8 protein-coding genes are annotated in these 16541 nt (G+C 71.3%); all 8 read right to left on the reverse strand.

Annotated features, from left to right (window positions below; translation table 11 throughout):
* Nucleotides 1–9 precede the first annotated feature (9 nt).
* From WBA97_RS06305 to WBA97_RS06340, 8 genes are read right to left on the reverse strand one after another with little or no spacing between them, the layout of a single operon-like run.
* Complete coding sequence (locus WBA97_RS06305; protein WP_424229746.1) at nucleotides 10–1026, reverse strand: 3-oxoacyl-ACP synthase III family protein; 1017 nt, start codon at nucleotides 1024–1026, stop codon at nucleotides 10–12.
* Nucleotides 1023–2414 carry a hypothetical protein gene (locus tag WBA97_RS06310; RefSeq protein WP_424229747.1) on the reverse strand — a complete coding sequence of 464 codons (1392 nt, stop codon included), beginning with the start codon at nucleotides 2412–2414 and terminating at the stop codon, nucleotides 1023–1025. Before WBA97_RS06310 ends, WBA97_RS06305 begins: the two co-directional genes overlap by 4 nt.
* Nucleotides 2415–2657, reverse strand: coding sequence for an acyl carrier protein (locus WBA97_RS06315; RefSeq protein WP_424229748.1), 243 nt, complete (start codon nucleotides 2655–2657; stop codon nucleotides 2415–2417). It lies immediately after the preceding gene.
* Complete coding sequence (locus tag WBA97_RS06320) at nucleotides 2654–2848, reverse strand: MbtH family protein (RefSeq protein ID WP_424229749.1); 195 nt, start codon at nucleotides 2846–2848, stop codon at nucleotides 2654–2656. The genes WBA97_RS06315 and WBA97_RS06320 overlap by 4 nt, the downstream gene beginning before the upstream one ends.
* Before the next feature lie 22 nt (nucleotides 2849–2870).
* The gene (locus WBA97_RS06325) at nucleotides 2871–4220 is read right to left on the reverse strand and encodes an MFS transporter (RefSeq protein WP_424229750.1); all 1350 of its coding nucleotides are present in this window, start codon (nucleotides 4218–4220) and stop codon (nucleotides 2871–2873) included.
* 7 nt (nucleotides 4221–4227) lie between these two features.
* Nucleotides 4228–10197: a condensation domain-containing protein gene (locus WBA97_RS06330; protein ID WP_424229751.1), complete on the reverse strand. Its 5970-nt coding sequence runs from the start codon at nucleotides 10195–10197 to the stop codon at nucleotides 4228–4230.
* Nucleotides 10194–13253 carry a type I polyketide synthase gene (locus WBA97_RS06335; protein ID WP_424229752.1) on the reverse strand — a complete coding sequence of 1020 codons (3060 nt, stop codon included), beginning with the start codon at nucleotides 13251–13253 and terminating at the stop codon, nucleotides 10194–10196. The genes WBA97_RS06330 and WBA97_RS06335 overlap by 4 nt, the downstream gene beginning before the upstream one ends.
* Nucleotides 13250–16528 (reverse strand): non-ribosomal peptide synthetase, encoded by a 3279-nt coding sequence (locus tag WBA97_RS06340; protein WP_424229753.1) that lies wholly within the window; start codon nucleotides 16526–16528, stop codon nucleotides 13250–13252. Before WBA97_RS06340 ends, WBA97_RS06335 begins: the two co-directional genes overlap by 4 nt.
* Nucleotides 16529–16541: the final 13 nt, after the last annotated feature.

Genomic DNA, 16541 nt, shown 5'->3' on the forward strand with positions numbered 1-16541 from the left:
TCCAGGTCGTCAGATCGCCAGCAGGGTGCACAACCAGTGCATCCCGCTTGCGGTGCTGGTCAGGGCGACCACGTCGCCGTCGTCGAGCTCTCCCGAGTCGAGGTGGTGCTCCAGTGAGAGGAGCTGGTCGGCGCACCCGACGTGGCCGTGCTCGACGGCGAGGTCGACGTTGGTGCGGTCCAACGGGATGCCGAGGTCCTTGGCCAGGTTGGTCAGCGCCGCCACGTTGTCGTTGAAGTGGATGACCCTGCGCAGGTTGTCCGGGGTGAGGTCGACGCGGGCACAGGCGCGGCGCACGACCTCGTGGTTGTGGGTGTTGATGGTGGAGACGAACTCGAACATCTGGCGGACGTCGCCCGCGAAGAACTCCTCGAGGCGCAGGTTCGGGCTCTTGACCGCGATGTCGGCCTGGCCGTTGAAGGGCCGGGCGGCGGCACCGACGTCCATCCGCATGAAGTCGGCGTAGCGGCCGTCACTGATGATCTCGGTGGTGAGCCAGCGGCGGGCCGGGTGGTCACGCCGCAACACGGCGGCCGCCGCACCGTCGGAGTAGACGCTGGTGTTGATCTCCATCCGGTTCCAGTACGGCTCGCACACCCGGTTCGCGCCGATGATCAACGCGGTGTGGTAGCCGGGGTGGGTGGCGAACTTGCCCGCGACGATGTCGAAGGCGGCCACTCCCCCACCGCAGGCCTGGGTCAGCAGCACGGCCTCGGCGGCGTGCGTGCCGAGCCGGGCCTGGGTGGCGCCCGCCGCGTCCCAGTACAGGTATTCCGCGATGTCCGACATCGCGAGCACCACCAGGTCCACTTCGGACGGTGCGCACCCGGCCCGCGCCAGCGCGACGGTGCCCGCGCGTGCGGCCAGCTCGGTGAGGCCAACGCCGTCGGGTGCCCGGTGGAAACCCTGGTAGCCCCAACGGCGAACCCGATCGACGTCGGAGGTGTAGTCCGCGGCCGCCGCCGCGACGTCGACCGGCTCACCGAGTGCGTGTCCGAGCGACACGATGCCGAACTGGGTGTTCACACCATCTCCTCGACCTTCGACCCCGACTCCGCCAGAAACCGCGTGGCCACCTCGTTGTGTGGGGTGCGGCAGTGCCGGAACGTCACGCGACCCCCGGTGCGGCCACGGATGTCGGCGAGCACGCGGTCCTGAACACCCTTGCCGAGTACCGGACAGGACAGCGAGAACACGTCGACCACCCAGTCCTCCCCCGCGCGGCGCAGGCCGACCGCACCGCTGATGCCGTAGTCGCCGAACCGGTCGCGGACCCGCACCGCGATCACCTCACGCCCGGGGTCGGTGAGGTCAGGATCGCCGCCGAGCGTGAAGTCCTTGGCCCGGCTGACGACCTCGATGGCCTTCGCGAGATCCGGCCCGGCGGGCCCGCAGTCGACCTCGACGTCGAGACTTGCCACGAAGTCGTCCAGGGACAAGGATTTCGGAGACTTCGTGGACTCCGCGGGCCGCGTCCGGATCCCCTGGTCATGGACCGGCGCCGGTATCCGGTCGAAGACACCGCAGCGCCGCAGGTCGTCGGCGCCACGGATCAGCACCGTGGACCGCTCCGGCACGCCACGCACCGGCGCCTCGCCGACGGTCCACGTGTCGAGCAGGTCGGCCACCTCGGTCCACTCGGCGTACCCGGTCGCACGCAGTCCGATGTGGACCCCGCCGCGACGCAGCGACCGCAGTTCGCCCGCCAGGTCCGTGACCCGCAGCGCATCGGCGTCGAGCAGCACCGCGCGTGGTGTGGCGCCGAACACCGCGCGCAACACGGCGGCGAGCCGGCCGCCAAGCTCGGCGAACACGGCCTCGGTGTAGGGAATGCGGGCGAAGCGCCACAGCGCGTCGTGGTGGGCGTTGCGGCTGCCCACCGCCCGCACGGCCTGCTCGGCGTCGACCACGAGCACCTCGGGCCTGCCGGCCAGCAGTGCCCGCACGGTCTCCCTGGCCTCGGCCGCCGCCGAGGGCGCGCCGCCGGTGGCGGCTTCCGCGAACACACCGTCGTCGTGTGCCGGGACGGCGGGCAGCACGACGACGAGCAGCGCGTGCCACCTGGCCGCAGCGGCGCTCGCCGCGTCGACCACACGCCGCAGCTCGGCCGGGTGCCCGGCACCGTCGGCCCCCAGTTCCTCGAACCGGGGGGCCACGACGAGGACGTCCGGCCGGTGCCGCGCGGTCGGCGAGTCGTCGTCGAGACACTGCTGGACGATCTGGTTGAACGGACCGACGTGCGGGACGATCGGCAGTCCAGCCTTCTCCAGCGCCACCCCGAGGTAGGGCAGCACCGGGTCGATCGTGTAGCTGGCCAGCAGGGCGACGCGCAGCAGCCCGGACCGTGGTTCGCGCAGGATCTCCTGCCACCGGCTGCGCACGGCGGACAGTCCCTGCTCGGCTGCGGTACCCATTTACACCTCGATTCCCTTGGTGCGCAACACCTTCCGGAGACCGGCGATGGTCCGCGCGTCCCGGATCTCCGCGTAGTCGAAGTACACCCGGTACGCCTCCTCCAGGGTCACCACGAGCTGGATGTGACGCATGCTCGTCCAGCCCGGCAATGCGTCCTGGTCCGCGTTCTCGGTGATCTCCGCCGGGTCGACGTCCAGCACCTCGGCCACCAGGGCCGCGAAGTTCACGACGCTGGTGCTCATGACGGCTCCCGCAGGCTGCGGGGACGCAGGTCCGTCCAGACCCGGCCGACGTGGGCAAGGCACTCTTCCTTGCTCCCGGCCACACCGGTGTCGTGCCAGCCCGGCGCGTCGTTCTTGTGTGCGGGCCACAGTGCGTACTGCTCCTCGTCGTTGACGACGACGCGGTAGCGCGGCTGTTCGAGGGTGTCCATCACAACGCTCCTTTGTGGATGATCAGTCGGCGGCGGTCATCGCCGGGACGCCGGACGGGGCGGGCGGGGCGGGAACATGGTCCGGAATGATGGTTTCGACCTCCCGGACGTTGCGGCTGGCGAAACCGATCGCGGCCACGCCGATGCCCAGCACGCCGACGAGCACGGTCAGCAGCCCCATGCCCGCGCCGGGGCCGGTGCCGACCAGCCAGCCGAACGTGCCTGCCAGCGCCCCGCCGGGGTCCATGGCGGGCTCGAAGATCTGGTCGGCGACCGGGCCCGCGATGACCAGGCCGAGCGGAACGGGGATGCTCTCCACGAACTGCCGTGCGGCGAACACCCGGCCCTGGACCGCGGGATCGACCTTCTCCTGCCAGATGGTCTGGCTGAGGCCGTCGATGAACGGGATGAACAGGTGGATGAAGAACAGGCCGGCCGACCATGCCACCACGCTGTCCCCGACGCCGTAGACCAGCCTGCCGACGATGCTGAACCCGAGGATCGCGCCGAGCACCCACGGCATCTTGCGGCCGGGGAACTTGATCACGCCGAGCAGCACACCGCCAAGGACACCGCCGAACGCACCGATGGTCAGCACGACCCCGACCTGTGCCTCGCTGTCGCCGGAGCGGGCGAGGACGATCGGGACGAGCATCGCGTAGCCGATCGCGGCGAACAGGCTGATCACGACGAGCATGGATTCCAGCCCGACGAGCGCGGGCCGCGCGAGGATGTACCGGAACCCGAACAGGCTGTCCCGCCAGATGCTGTTCCGGTCACCCACCGATGGCGACGTCGGCGGCAGGTTCACCAGGAACACCGCCGCGATGGCGACCACGTAGGTCAGTGCGTCCAGCAGCAGGATGAGGTTGACGCCGGTGAGTCCGAGCAGGGTCGCCGCGAACGCCGGGGCGAAGATCACCGGCAGGGTGCGCACCGCCCACATCATCGCGTTGGCCCTGGGATAGCGGCCCTTCTCCATCATCACCGTGATCGCCGCTGAGAAGGCGGGAAGCTGGAACGCGAGGAACGCGCCGGTGAGGAAGTTGACGATGTAGAGCTGCCACAGCTCCACCGACCCGGTCAGGAACATCGCCAACAGGGCGAACGTGGCCACGGCGGACCCGAGGTCGCTCAGCACGATGGTGAGCCTGCGGCTCAGCCGGTCGATGAGGATGCCAGCGAGCGGACTGAACAGCACCGTCGCGCCGAAGGCGAAGAACATCATCATCGCAAGGTCGGTGGCCGAGCCGGTCTGCTGCCAGACCCAGATGCTCAGTGCGAAGTTCGTCATCCGGGTACCGAGCGCGGACAGCAGCTGTCCGCTCCAGATGACCGTGAACGCGCCGAATCCCGAGGGGCGTTGCACCACGATTACCTCATCCCTTCCTGGTTGCCAGGGCAACGAGCAGCCCATCGAGCCGGCCGAGCAACCGCTCGGCCGTGGCCTGTTGGTGGACCCGCGTGCCGAAGTTGAGGTCGACCCGCAGACGGTCGCCGACGAGGGTGCCGACGACGTCGAGCACCGACGGCCACACGCCGCCGGGGTCCTGTACGCGGCCGAGCGGGCCGCGGCACAGGTCGAACAGCTCGTCGGCCGAGGAGACGTCCTCGAAGCCGAACGCACCCATGTAGTTGACCGTGAGCTGCGGTGTCATGGAGAGTCGTCGCCGCACCTCGGGGTCGGGGTGGTCGAACCGCGTCAGCCCGTGGCCGATGCCGCCGCTGGGCACCTCCCGCAGCTGGCCCGCGATGCCGGCGACCGCCGCGGCGTCGTCGGTCCGCTCCGGCAGGCGCAGCCGTACCGGGTACAGGACCTGGAACCAGCCGAGCGTGCGGGAGAGGTCCACGTCGTCGAACAGTGCCTCGCGGCCGTGACCGGTCGTGGCGATCGTCCACTCCCGGCAACCGGTCCAGTCAGCGGCGAGCCGCACGGCGGCCCACGCGAGCAGGTCGCCCATGCCGACCTGGTGTTCCCGCGCGAACTCACGCAGCCCGCCGGTGATCTCGGCGTCGAGCGCGGTGCCGACGCTGTCCAGCGTGCCGAAGGTGCTGGGGCCGGGCAGGTCCACCGGAAGCTGTTCGGTGCCGGGGGCCTGCGCCAGCCAGAAGGGCAGCTCGGCGGCAAGCGCCTCGCCGTGCCGGTACTCCTCCAGTTTGTGCGCCCAGTCGCGATAGGCGGTCGTCTTGGCCGGGAACCGCGGTTCCTCGCCGGATGCGACGAGTCGCAGCGCGGTCTGGAGGTCCTCGAGCAGCAGGTTGCGCGACACGCCGTCGGTGACAAGGTGATGGCAGATCACCAGCAACCGGTCCGGTTCCCCGTCGAGTCCGAAATGGACGACCCTGGCGAGCGGGCCGTGCGCCAGGTCCAGGCTCGCCTGCAGGCGGTCAACGATCGCGTCGGCCTGGTTCGCGTCGGACAACCGGTGCGACTCGAACGGCACCGCGCCGTCGACCGGCGCGTGCGTGGCCACCCAGCCGGTGCCGGTGTGCCGGAACCGCAGCCGCAGCACGTCGTGGTGCGCGGCAAGTGCGGCGACCGCGCGTGCCACGTGCTCGGCCGGGACCTCCCGGCGCAGGCTCAGGTAGTACGGGTGGTTGAAGTGCGACGGCGCGGACATCGTGGTCGCCAGGGTCTGGAAGAACCACTGCTGCGCACCGGTGGGCGGGAACTCGCCGGTGACGAGTCCCTGCTTGGCCGACACGATCTCGGGCTCGGCAACGCTCAGCTCGGCGATGGTCGGTGTGGCCACCAGCTGGCGTGGGGTGATCGTCCAGCCTGCGCGGTTGGCCGCCGCCACCGCCTCGATCGCGGTCATCGAGTCCCCGCCCAGCTCGAAGAAGTCGTCGTGCACGCCGATCTCGGCGACCTTGAGCACCTCCTGCCAGACGGCGGCCAGGGCGCGCTCCCGCTCGGTACGCGGGGGCACCGGCACGCGGGTCTGCTTCCGACCGCCCTCGGGGCCGCCGGTCATCGCGGCCCTGACCCCCTCCGGGGTGCGCAGCGGTCCGGCGATCTGTGCCGCCAGCCCGGCGGGCAGCACGTAGTCGCCGCCGGGGCCAGGCTCGTCCAATGCCCAGAGGTGGCCGAGGGCGTCCGGGTCGCCGGTGTCGACCACGAAGCCACCGGTGTCCACTGAGGACGCTGTGGCGCCGGACAGGGCCAGCACTTCCGGCGCCACCTCGCCGGTGACCAGCACGCGCCGCCCGAACCGGGTCTGCGTGCGGGCGAACCGGGCGAGGTCGCCGGGGAAACGGGCCGCGTTCAGCACGACGGTGTCGACCGGGCGCGCGACGTGCCGGTGCAGCAGCCGCGCCAGCGTGGTGCCGACGTCGGCGGTCTCATGCAGGGACAGGCCGTCATGCCGGGCGAGGAAGGCACCTAGCCGGTCGGTGGCGTGCCCGAACACGCCGGGCCACGGCGCCGTGGTGACCCGGCCGGAAGGCGCGACCAGTACCGCCAGCTCTCCGGGCACCCTTGCCAGCGCCTGGCACAGTTCCGCCAGCCGGGCCTCGAACCCGGCCACCGAACCCGGTGTCGGTTCGGCGGGCAGCAGGTCGTCCCAGCGGATCACCAGTGCGGCAAGGCCATCAGCGACCAGTCCGGCGTTCTGGTCCAGCAGCGACCGCAACACCTGGCCGGGCGGGGCGAACTCGGCCGCCACCCCGATGCCGAGCCTGCCCGCCCACCACTCCAGCACGGCACGGGCGTCATCGGCGGGGAACGACGAGGCGACACGCACCGGGATCCGGTGCACGGGTTCGGTTTCCCTGGTCGCGATGGGCTCGTCCGGCCGCGCGACCAGGTCGCCGAGCCGCGTGACGTAGTCCTCCAGCAGTTCCTCGGCGCCGTCCTGGCCGAACAGGTCGGTGCTGTACTCCAGCACGGCCTCCAGGCCGTCGCCGTCCCACGACAGGTTGAGGAACAGGTCGAAGTCGATGCCGGTCACCGGCACGTCCAGCACCCGCAGTCGCAGGCCTGACCAGCTCAGCGCGTCGTCCGGCAGGCCCGCGAGGTTGAACGCGCACTGGAAAACCGGGTGATGGGCGGGGTTACGGGGCTGGCGCACCGCGTCGACAATGGTCGCGAACGGCACGTCCTGGTGCTGGTAGGACTCGATGACCGTGCGGTGCACGCGCTGGGCGACCTGCCGGAAGGTTGGCTGCCCGGTGAGGTCGACGCGCACCGGCAGCAGGTCGGTGAAGCAGCCGATCAACGCCTCAAGCTCCGGACGGTTGCGGCCCGCCTGCGGCACGCCGAGGACCACGTCCTGCTGGGCTCCGCGCTCGTGCAGCAGTACCGCGTAGGCGGCCAGCAGCGCGGTGAACGGGGTGATTCCGGCGTTGCGGGCCAGCTCGCGGACCGCTTTGCCGTCCGCGATCCGCGCGCGTCCGCGCCCCGCGCGGTCGGTCCTGGTCCTCGGCCGGGGCTTGTCGGTGGCCAGCTCTGTCATGGGTGGCGCGCCACGCAGCCGCTCCCGCCAGTACGCGACCTGCGGTCGAAGACCATCGTCGGTCAGCAGGTCGTGCTGCCAGACCGCGAAGTCGGCGAACTGCACGGGCAACGCGGGCAGACCGGACGCACCGGCACCGGCGTACCCGGCGGCCAGCTCGCCAAGCAGCACTCCCCAGGACGTGTTGTCGCAGACGATGTGGTGCATGCCGAGGAGCAGATGGTGCTCGGCATCGCCGGTGCGCAGCAGCAGGACCCGCAACAGCGGCCCGTGCGCCAGGTCGAACCGGTGCTTGGCGTGCCCCCGGATGTGCTGGCGGACGGCGACGGTGCGGTCGCGGGGCGACTCGTCGGTGAGGTCGATCTCGCCAACCCAGCAGTCCATCGACTCGTGCACGACCATGATCGGACGGCCGTCGCGTTCTGCGAACGTGGTGCGCAGAATCTCGTGCCGTGCCACCACGTCCGCGACCGCGCGGCGCAGTGCGCCGACCGCCAGCTCGCCGTGCAACACCGCGACAAAGGCGGTGTTGTGCCGGGTCGGGTCGCCGCCGAGCTGCTCGATCGCCCACAGCCGCCGCTGGGTGGACGACAGCGACAGGTCACCCTCGCGCACCGCGGGCAGGATCGCCTGGCCGCGCCGCTCGCCCGACTCCTCGACCACACGGGCCAGTGCTTCGACGGTGGGGTGGGTGAACAGGGTGTGCAGCGACACGTCGGCGTCGAAGTCGGCGTACACCCGCGACAGCAGGTGGGTGGCCAGCAGGGAGTGGCCGCCCAGCGCGAAGAAGTCGTGTGTCACGCCGACCTCGTCCAGCCCAAGCACCTGTTGCCACAGCTCGGCCATGCGCTTCTCGGTCGGTGTTCGCGGGGCGACCGGTGGTGTGCCCGGCGAGATACCGACGCGGGCCGGGGTGGCCCGCTCGGCCAGTGCCGCCGGGGTGGCCAGCTCTGTCGCGATCAGCCGGGCATCCACTTCGGCGGTGTCGCGGCCGGTGATCCGGTGCAGTTCACGGGTGATGAGCTGAGCGAGAGCGGCGAACAGCTCCGAGGTGTATGGGACGTGGCCGAGCCGGTCGGCCTGCGGGTCGAACACGGTGGTGACCGGGTAGCGGTCGGCCCAGTCGGTGAACCACACCGCGTGCACACCCTCGGTCGCGTCGGCCAGCAGAGCGAGCCGGTCGTCCACGCGGGCCACCCGGTACGCCATGTCCGGCGACGGCGGGCTCACCACCAGCAGCAGCGGCGTGGTCGAGGCGTGCCGGTTGGCGGTGATCGCCGCCGCAAGGTCACGCCAGGCTTCGTCAAGCACGGTGTCGGAGGTGGCGTCGGACGTGGTGTCGCCGTGCCGCAGCCAGTCCTCCCAGCGGAGCAACACGACGTCGGCGAGCGTGTCGTGAGACCCACGCAGGAGGTGCTGCACGATCTGGTGGTAGGGCGCCAGTTCCACATCGACCGGCAGGCGCAGCACGCCGGTCAGCACCGCGAGCGGCCCGCGCAACGGGTCCGCCGTGAACGAGGACGCCAGCGTGACCCGCCCCCTGGCCGGCACGGTGAGTTCCTGGTCGGCGAGAATCCCGAGCACCGCACGGAAGTCGTCCGCGACGCGCTCGACCGTCTCGCGCAGGTACAGGTCCGCGTTGTAGCCGATCGCGCCACGCAGCTCACCGTCTACTGTGGACATCGTGACGAACAGGTCGAAGTCGGTCAGCCCGCTGTCCACCTCGACCGGAGTGAACTCCACGCCACGCGCCACGCTCCGCTCGATCGGTGCGTCGGTGAGGCTGAGCATGACCTGGAAGAGCGGGTTGTGGCTCGGGTCGCGCGGCGGGTCGGCGGCCTCGACGACCCGCGCGTAAGGAGCGTCCTGATGGGTATACGCCTCGCTGATGGTGTGCTGGGTGCGCTTGAACAGCTCACTGGCGGTGTCGTTGCCGGACAGGTCGATCCGCAGCACGAGCATGTTGGCGAACGAGCCGATCATGGCGGCCTGCTCGGTGCGGGGCCGTCCGGCGACGGGCATCCCGAGCAGCACACTGCTCTGGCCGGTGACCTGGTGCAGCATTGCGGCGAAACCGGCCAGCACCACGGCATTGAGCGTCACACCGGCACGACGGGCGCGGTCGACCAGTGCGGCGGTCAGCTCGGCGGGCACGACAAAGGGCAGCCTGCCGCCGCGATGGGTCTGCACCGGTGGGCGGGCCCGGTCAGGCGGCAGGGTGGACGTCACGGGGCCGTCCGCGAGCGTGGTGCGCCAGTAGTCGAGGTGCTCGTCCAGCACGGGGCCGACGAGCCTGCGGCGTTCGGTGGCGGCGTGCCGGGCGAACGACCCGGCCGGGCCGGACTCGCGCCCGTCGTAGCCCGCGACCAGGTCGCGGCTGAAGACCACCGCCGAGGTCGCGTCGAACACGATGTGGTGCGCGGTGACCAGGAGGAGATGTTCCTGGTCGGCCAGCACGACCAGCCGTAGGGCCAGAAGTGGGCCGGTGGTCAGGTCGAACCCGTACCCGGCGTGCTCGGCGGCCACCTTCCGCGCCGCTTCCGCCACGTCGGCCGCACCGGTCAGGTCGGTGACCGCCAGCGGGACGGCCATCCGCTCGTGCACTCGTTGGCGCAGCTCGCCGTCGCGTTCGATGAACGTGGTGCGCAGCGCGGGGTGCCGGTCGACAACCGCCGCCAGGGCCCGTGCCAGCGCGGCGCGGTCCAGCGGCCCGGTGAGCCGCAGGCCGAACGGAATGCCGTAGGCGGGGTTGCCGGGATCGAGGCGGTCCAGGAACCACAACTGCTCCTGGGTGAACGACAGCGGCGCGTCGACACGCGCGGCGCGTCGCAACCGCAGTTGCAGCAGTTGGCGCTGCTCCTCGGTCAGGTCGGCCAGGTCGGTACGCTCTGTCATGGTCGGGAGATCTCCTCGGCGTGCCATTCGCGGCCCAGCTCGGCGCGCAGCTCATCAGGGGACATGTCTCGGACTTCGGCCAGCAGCCGGGCAAAGTCGTCGGGGTCCTCAGGGACTTCCTGGTCTTCCTGCTCGGCGCGGGCCCGAGCGAGTTCCTCGGTCAGGCGAGCGGGCGTTGGCGCCGCGAAGATCGCGCCCGAGGGCAGCACGACCCCGAGCGTGTCGGCGATGCGGGCCAGGATCCGGGTGGCCAGCAGGGAATGCCCACCCAGCTCGAAGAAGTTGTCATGCGCTTCCACACTGGGAATCCCGAGCAGTTCCTGCCAGATCAGCACGACCCGCTCCAGGTCACCGCCCGGCGGGGTCTGCTCACGCGGCACGCCCGGCACCGCTTCGGGTTCCGGGGGTTCCTCGCGCACGGCGGTGGTTCCCGGCAGGTCCACCCAATGCCGGGTCCGCGCGAATGGGTACTGCGGCAACGGGACGCGGTACCGGCGTTCGTCGGCGGTCGGCTTCGCCAGGTCCACGTCGGCACCCGCGAGCCACAACCGGCCCAGCGCGGACAGGACCGTCCCGAGGTCGTCGCGGTCCTCGCGAGGGTGCGGCAGCGAGCCGAGTACGGCATGCCCGGTGCCCGCCAGGTCATGGCGGCGAGCGAAGGTCGCCAGCGTGTTGCCGGGTCCCACCTCGAGGAGGACGGTCGGCCCGCCTGCGAGGACCGTGCGCAACCCGTCGCTGAAGCGGACGGTGTTGCGGGCGTGCCGCACCCAGTAGCCGGGATCGGTCGCCTGCCCGGCGGTGATCCAGTCGCCGGTCACATTGGACGCGAACGGCGTGCTCGGCGCGTGCGACCGGACGGCGGCGACGCGGTCGCGGAACTCCGGCAGCATCGGATCGAGCATCGCGGAGTGGAAGGCGTGCGAGGTGTGCAGCCCTCGGGCGACGACACCGCGGTCGGCCAGCCGCTTGGCGAAGGCGTCCACCGCGTCGTGCGGTCCGGCGACCGTGCTCATGGCGGGTGCGTTGCTCGCCGCCAGCGCGAGACCGTCACCGTGGAGCAGCGGGGTCAGCTCGTCCGAGGGCAGTGGCACGGCGAGCATCGCGCCGCCGGGCTGACGCCGCATCAGCTCGCCACGGGCGGCGACCAGCGCCAGCGCGTCCGGGAGGTCGAACACCCCCGCCAGGCACGCGGCGACGTACTCGCCGACGCTGTGGCCGAGCATGGCCGAGGGCCGCACGCCCCAGTGCGCCAACAGATTGGCCAGCGCGTACTCGACGGCGAACAGCGCGGGTTGGGTGAACTGGGTGTCCCCCAGCCCCTCACCGGACCGGATCACCTGCCGCAGGTCTGTGCCGACGTGCGGGACAAGCAGCTCCGCGCACTCGTCGAGCGCGGCCGCGAACACCGGTTCCTCGGCGTAGAGCCCCATCGCCATGCCCGCGTACTGCGAGCCCTGGCCGGGGAACAGGAACACGACCGGCCTGCGCCCGCCGTGGCACTCGTCCGTCCACACTGGACCGTCCGACCCGTCGGACAGCAGCGCCGCGGCCTGGTTGTGGTCCGAGCACACGATGGCCATCCGGTGCGGCAGTGTCGTGCGGCGACCGACGCGCAGGGTGTTGGCGACGTCGGCCAGCACCGGCGCGTCCGGTGCGGCGAGCGTGTCGCGGAGCCGGGCGCGGCTGGTGTTCAGCGCGTCGGCGGTCGCGGCGGAGAGCACGAGCAGTTGCCGGGACCGGCTGGGGCCCGGGGGTTCGGTGGCGTGCGGCTGCTCCAGCACGGCGTGCGCGTTGGTGCCGCCCATGCCGAACGCGCTTACCGCGGCACGGCGGGGGCCGCTGCCGGGCCAGCACATCGGCTCCGGGTTGACGGTGAACGGCCCGTCTTCCAGCCCCAGCTCCGGGTTGGGAGTGCGGAAGTACGGGCTGGGTGGCACCACGCCGTGCTTGACGGCGAGCGCCGCCTTCACGAACCCGATGACACCCGCCGCCGCGTCAAGGTGCCCGACCAGCGCCTTCACCGAGCCGAGCCCGCAGCTTTCCGGGGCAGAGGTGAAACCACGGGAGAGCGCGGCGATCTCGATCGGGTCGCCGAGAGCGGTGCCGGTGCCGTGCGCCTCGACGTACCCCAGGGTCGAGGAGTCCACTTCGGACGCCTCGTGCGCGCTCCTGACCACGGCCGTCTGACCGGTGACGCTCGGCGCGGTGAAGCCCACCTTGTCCGCACCGTCGTTGTTGACCGCCGTGCCCCTGACCACCGCGTGGATGGTGTCGCCGGCACGCAACGCGTCCGCGAGGGGGCGGAGCACCACAGCCGCGAGACCGTTGCCGCCGACGACACCGCCCGCGTCCGCGTCGAAGGGCAGGCAGCGCCCGTCAGCGGCGAGGATGCTGCCCTCGTGGTGCCGGTAGCCCTCGTGCTGCGGCAGCCGGACCGAAACACCACCGGCGATCGCGAGGTCGCAGTCGCGGCTGAGCAACGCCTGGCAGGCCAGGTGAATCGCCACCAGCGACGACGAGCACGCGGTCTGCGCGCTGATGGCCGGGCCGGTGAGGTCGAGGTGGTAGGCGACCCTGGTGGCGAGGGTGTCCTTGTCGTTGCCGAGCACCAGTTCCAGCGGGCTGAGGCCGCCGGGCACCTCGGGGTTGCCGAGCAGGTGGCGCAACAGGTAGGTGCTCATGGTGGTCGAGGCGTACACGCCGACGACCTCGCCACGGTCCCCTCCGCGATGCCCGGCGTGCTCCATGGCGTGCCAGCAGCATTCGAGAAACAGCCGTTGCTGTGGGTCGAGCAGGGTCGCGTCACGTGGGCTGTAGCCGAAGAACCGGGCGTCGAAGTGCTCGACGCCGTCCAGCACCCCGCCCGAGGGGACGAAACCGGGCTGGGCGCGCAGACTCGGGTCGACGCCCGCGTCGTCCAGCTCCTCATCGGTGAACCGCCGCAGCACCGAGGACCCGTCGAGCACCAGGTCCCAGAATTCGTCCACTGTGGACGCTCCGGGACACCTGAGCGCCATGCCGATGACCGCGATCTCCAGTCCGGTCAGCTCCGTCATCGTCTGTCACCGCCGCTCCGCCGGGCCGAGTGAGCGAGCAGCGCACGCCTGCCCGTTGCGAGGTCGCGTCCCGTACCGGTACCGGCGGCGCTGTTCGTGTCGCCCTCGAAGTGCCTTGCCAGCGCCCGCACGGTCGGGAACGTGAACAGCGTGACCGCCGCGACCTCGCGGTCGAGCGTCTCGGCCAGCCTGCTACGGGCCTTGGACAGCAGCAGGGAATTGCCACCGAGGTCGAAGAAGTTGTCGTCCGTGCCGATGTGGTCCACCCGCAGCACCTCCCGCCAGACGCCGACGATCGTGCGTTCCAAATCGGTGCCCTCGGCGATGACGGTGCGGGGCGGGGCAGAGGAGGAGGGTGCCGGCAGGGCCCGGTAGTCGAGCTTTCCGTTGGGGGTGCGCGGAATGGTCGGCACGGCAACGAACTCCGATGGCACCATGTGCTCCGGCAGGCTGCGCCGCAGGCTCGCCCGCAGGACCGTCGCGTCCACGGTGTGCCCCGGCCCGGCCACCACGTAGGCCACGAGCCGCACGTCACCCGGCACGTCCTCGCGGGTGGTGACGACCGCGGCGCGCACCGATTCGTGCCTGCCGAGCACGGCCTCGACCTCGCCTAGCTCGATGCGGTACCCCCGCACCTTGACCTGGTCGTCGATGCGGCGCAGGAACTCCACCGCACCGTCGGAACGGAACCGCACCAGATCGCCGCTGCGATACAGCCGGGCGCCACGACGGCCGCTGAACGGGTCGGGCACGAAACGCTCCGCCGTCAGCCCCGGCCTGCCGAGATAGCCCCGGCACACCCCGGCACCACCGATGCACAGCTCCCCAGGCACGCCGGGCGGCACTGGTTCGAGGTTGCCGTCGAGCACATAGCACCGGAGGCCGTCGATGGGGAAGCCGATGGGCAGAGGGCTGTCGGTGCCGTCGCCGCGTGCGGAGGCCACCCAGATCGTGGTCTCGGTGGGGCCGTAGATGTTGCGGAAGTGCCTGCCCGGCGCCCATGCGGCGGCGAACTCGTCGGGGCATGCCTCACCGCCGACGGTCAGCGTGGTCAGGCCAGGCACGTCGGCCGGGTCCATCAGCCGCAGCACGGTGGGCGGGAGGAACGTCGTGGTGACGCCCTGCTCGCGGATGGTGCGGGCGAGGTCGGGGCCGGGCTGCAGGTCGTGCCGGTCGGCGAGTACGACGGTGGCGCCGGAGTGCAGGCCGAGCATGATCTCCAGCACCGACGCGTCGAAGCTCAGCGACGCGAACTGGAGCACCCGGTCGCCCGGGGTGGTGCCGACGATCCGCACCTGCTCGTCGGCGAGGTTGCACACCCCGCGGTGCGGGATCATCGCGCCCTTCGGGCGTCCGGTGGACCCGGAGGTGTAGATGACATAGGCGAGGTCGTCCGGCTCACCGATCCGATGTGGACGGTCGGCGGACCGGCTGGCGATCTCCTCCGCACCCGCGTCGACCAGGATCGCCGGGGTGTCCCGGGGCAGCCGCCCGGCGAGGTCGGCCACCGTGATCACCTGATGGACTCCGGAGTCGTGCAGCATGTACGCCAGCCGGTCCGCCGGGTACTCCGGATCCAGCGGCACATAGGCGGCGCCGGACTTGAGCACACCCTGCATCGCGACCATCTGGTCGAGGCCGCGCGGCAGGCAGATGCCGACGAGGGTCTCCCGTTCGGCACCCAGCGCCCGCAGGTGGTGGGCGAGCCGGTTGGCGCGCTCATCGAGCTGGGCGTAGGTGAGCCGCTGGTCGCGATGGACCATGGCGACCGCGTCGGGGGTGCGGTCGGCGGTGGCCTCGACCAGCTCGTGTACCAGCCGTCCGCCCAGGTGCGGCTCGGTCGGCGGGTTCCACTCCCGCAACACCCGGGTCCGTTCAGCGGCGGTGAGCATCGGCAGCAGGCCGACGGGCCGCTCCGGGTCGGCCAGCGCGCCGTCGAGCAGCACCCGCAGGTGACCGAGCAGCCGGTGCACGGTGTCCTCGTCGTACAACGCGGTGTCGTACTCGAGCCAACCGCTGATCTCGCCCTCGGTCGAGCCGACGGCGAGCTGGAGGTCCCACTTGGCGGTGTGCATGTGGCTGGGCACCCGCTGGAGGTCCAGCCCCGGCAGGGTGATGATGTCCCGCTCGCCGTCCTGCATCACGACCAGAGTCTGGAAAAGCGGGTGGTGCGCGGTGCTGCGCGGCAGCCGCAGTGCGTCGACGACCGCGTCGAACGGCAGGTCCTGGTGTGCCTGTGCGTCCAACGTCGTGTCGTGGACCTGCCGCAGCAGTGCGCGGAAGCCCGCATGCGGGTCGACCCGCGTGCGCAGGGCCAGGGTGTTGACGTAGAAGCCGACCGCGTTCTCCAGCTCGACGCGGTTGCGGTTGGCGACGGCGGTGCCGACGACGAGGTCGTCCTGGCCGATGTAGCGGTACAGCAGCACGTTCCACACGGCAAGCAGCACCATGAACGGCGTGACCCGTTCGGTGCGGCAGAACTCGTCAAGCGAACCTGGCCATGCGAAGCCCGCCACCGTGCCACGCATCGCCATCTCGGCGGGCCTCGGGCGATCGGCAGGCATCTCCAGCACCGGCGGCACGCCTGCGAGGCGCTCTGTCCAGTAGCCGACCAGCCCGGCGCGGGCCTGTCCCGCCGACCACTCGGCCTGCCACCGGGTGTAGTCCACGTACTGAAGTGGCGGGGCGCCAAGGTCGGGTCGCACTCCGTCCAGCAGAGCCGGGTAGGCGCGGCGCAGCTCGTCGAAGAGCACCTTCGTGCTCCACCCGTCGCACACGATGTGGTGCAGGGTCACCAACAGCAACGCGTCGTCGGCGGCGAAGCGCACCAGCCTGGCGCGCAGCAGCGGTCCCTCGCCGAGGTCGAACGGGGCCCGTGCCTCGATGTCGGCCTGCTCGGCCGCGACAGCGTCGCGCCGGGACTCGGCCGTCGGGCATTCGGTGACGACGAGTCCGAACGAGACATCGGGCAGGACCACCTGCCGCGGTTCGCCGCCGATGTCCAGAAACACCGTGCGCAGCGCCTCGTGGCGTTCGCCGAGCATCCGCAACGCCGCGCCGAGTGCCTCGGCGTCAAGGTGACCGCGTACCCGGAAGGCGTAGGGAACGCTGTAGACCGGGTGGCCGGGGTGCACCTGGTCCAGGAGCCACAGCCTGCGCTGACCGGAGGACACGGGGTGCACACCGAACTGTTCGCCCCGCGTCGTGAGTTGGGCGAGTACCGCCGCGCGGTGGTCGGGATCCAGCGCCCGTAGGCGCCGCAACACATCCTGCACAATTCCTCCAGTG

This window comes from Actinophytocola sp. (assembly GCF_049647105.1).
In the GTDB taxonomy this organism is placed as follows: Bacteria; Actinomycetota; Actinomycetes; order Mycobacteriales; family Pseudonocardiaceae; genus Actinophytocola.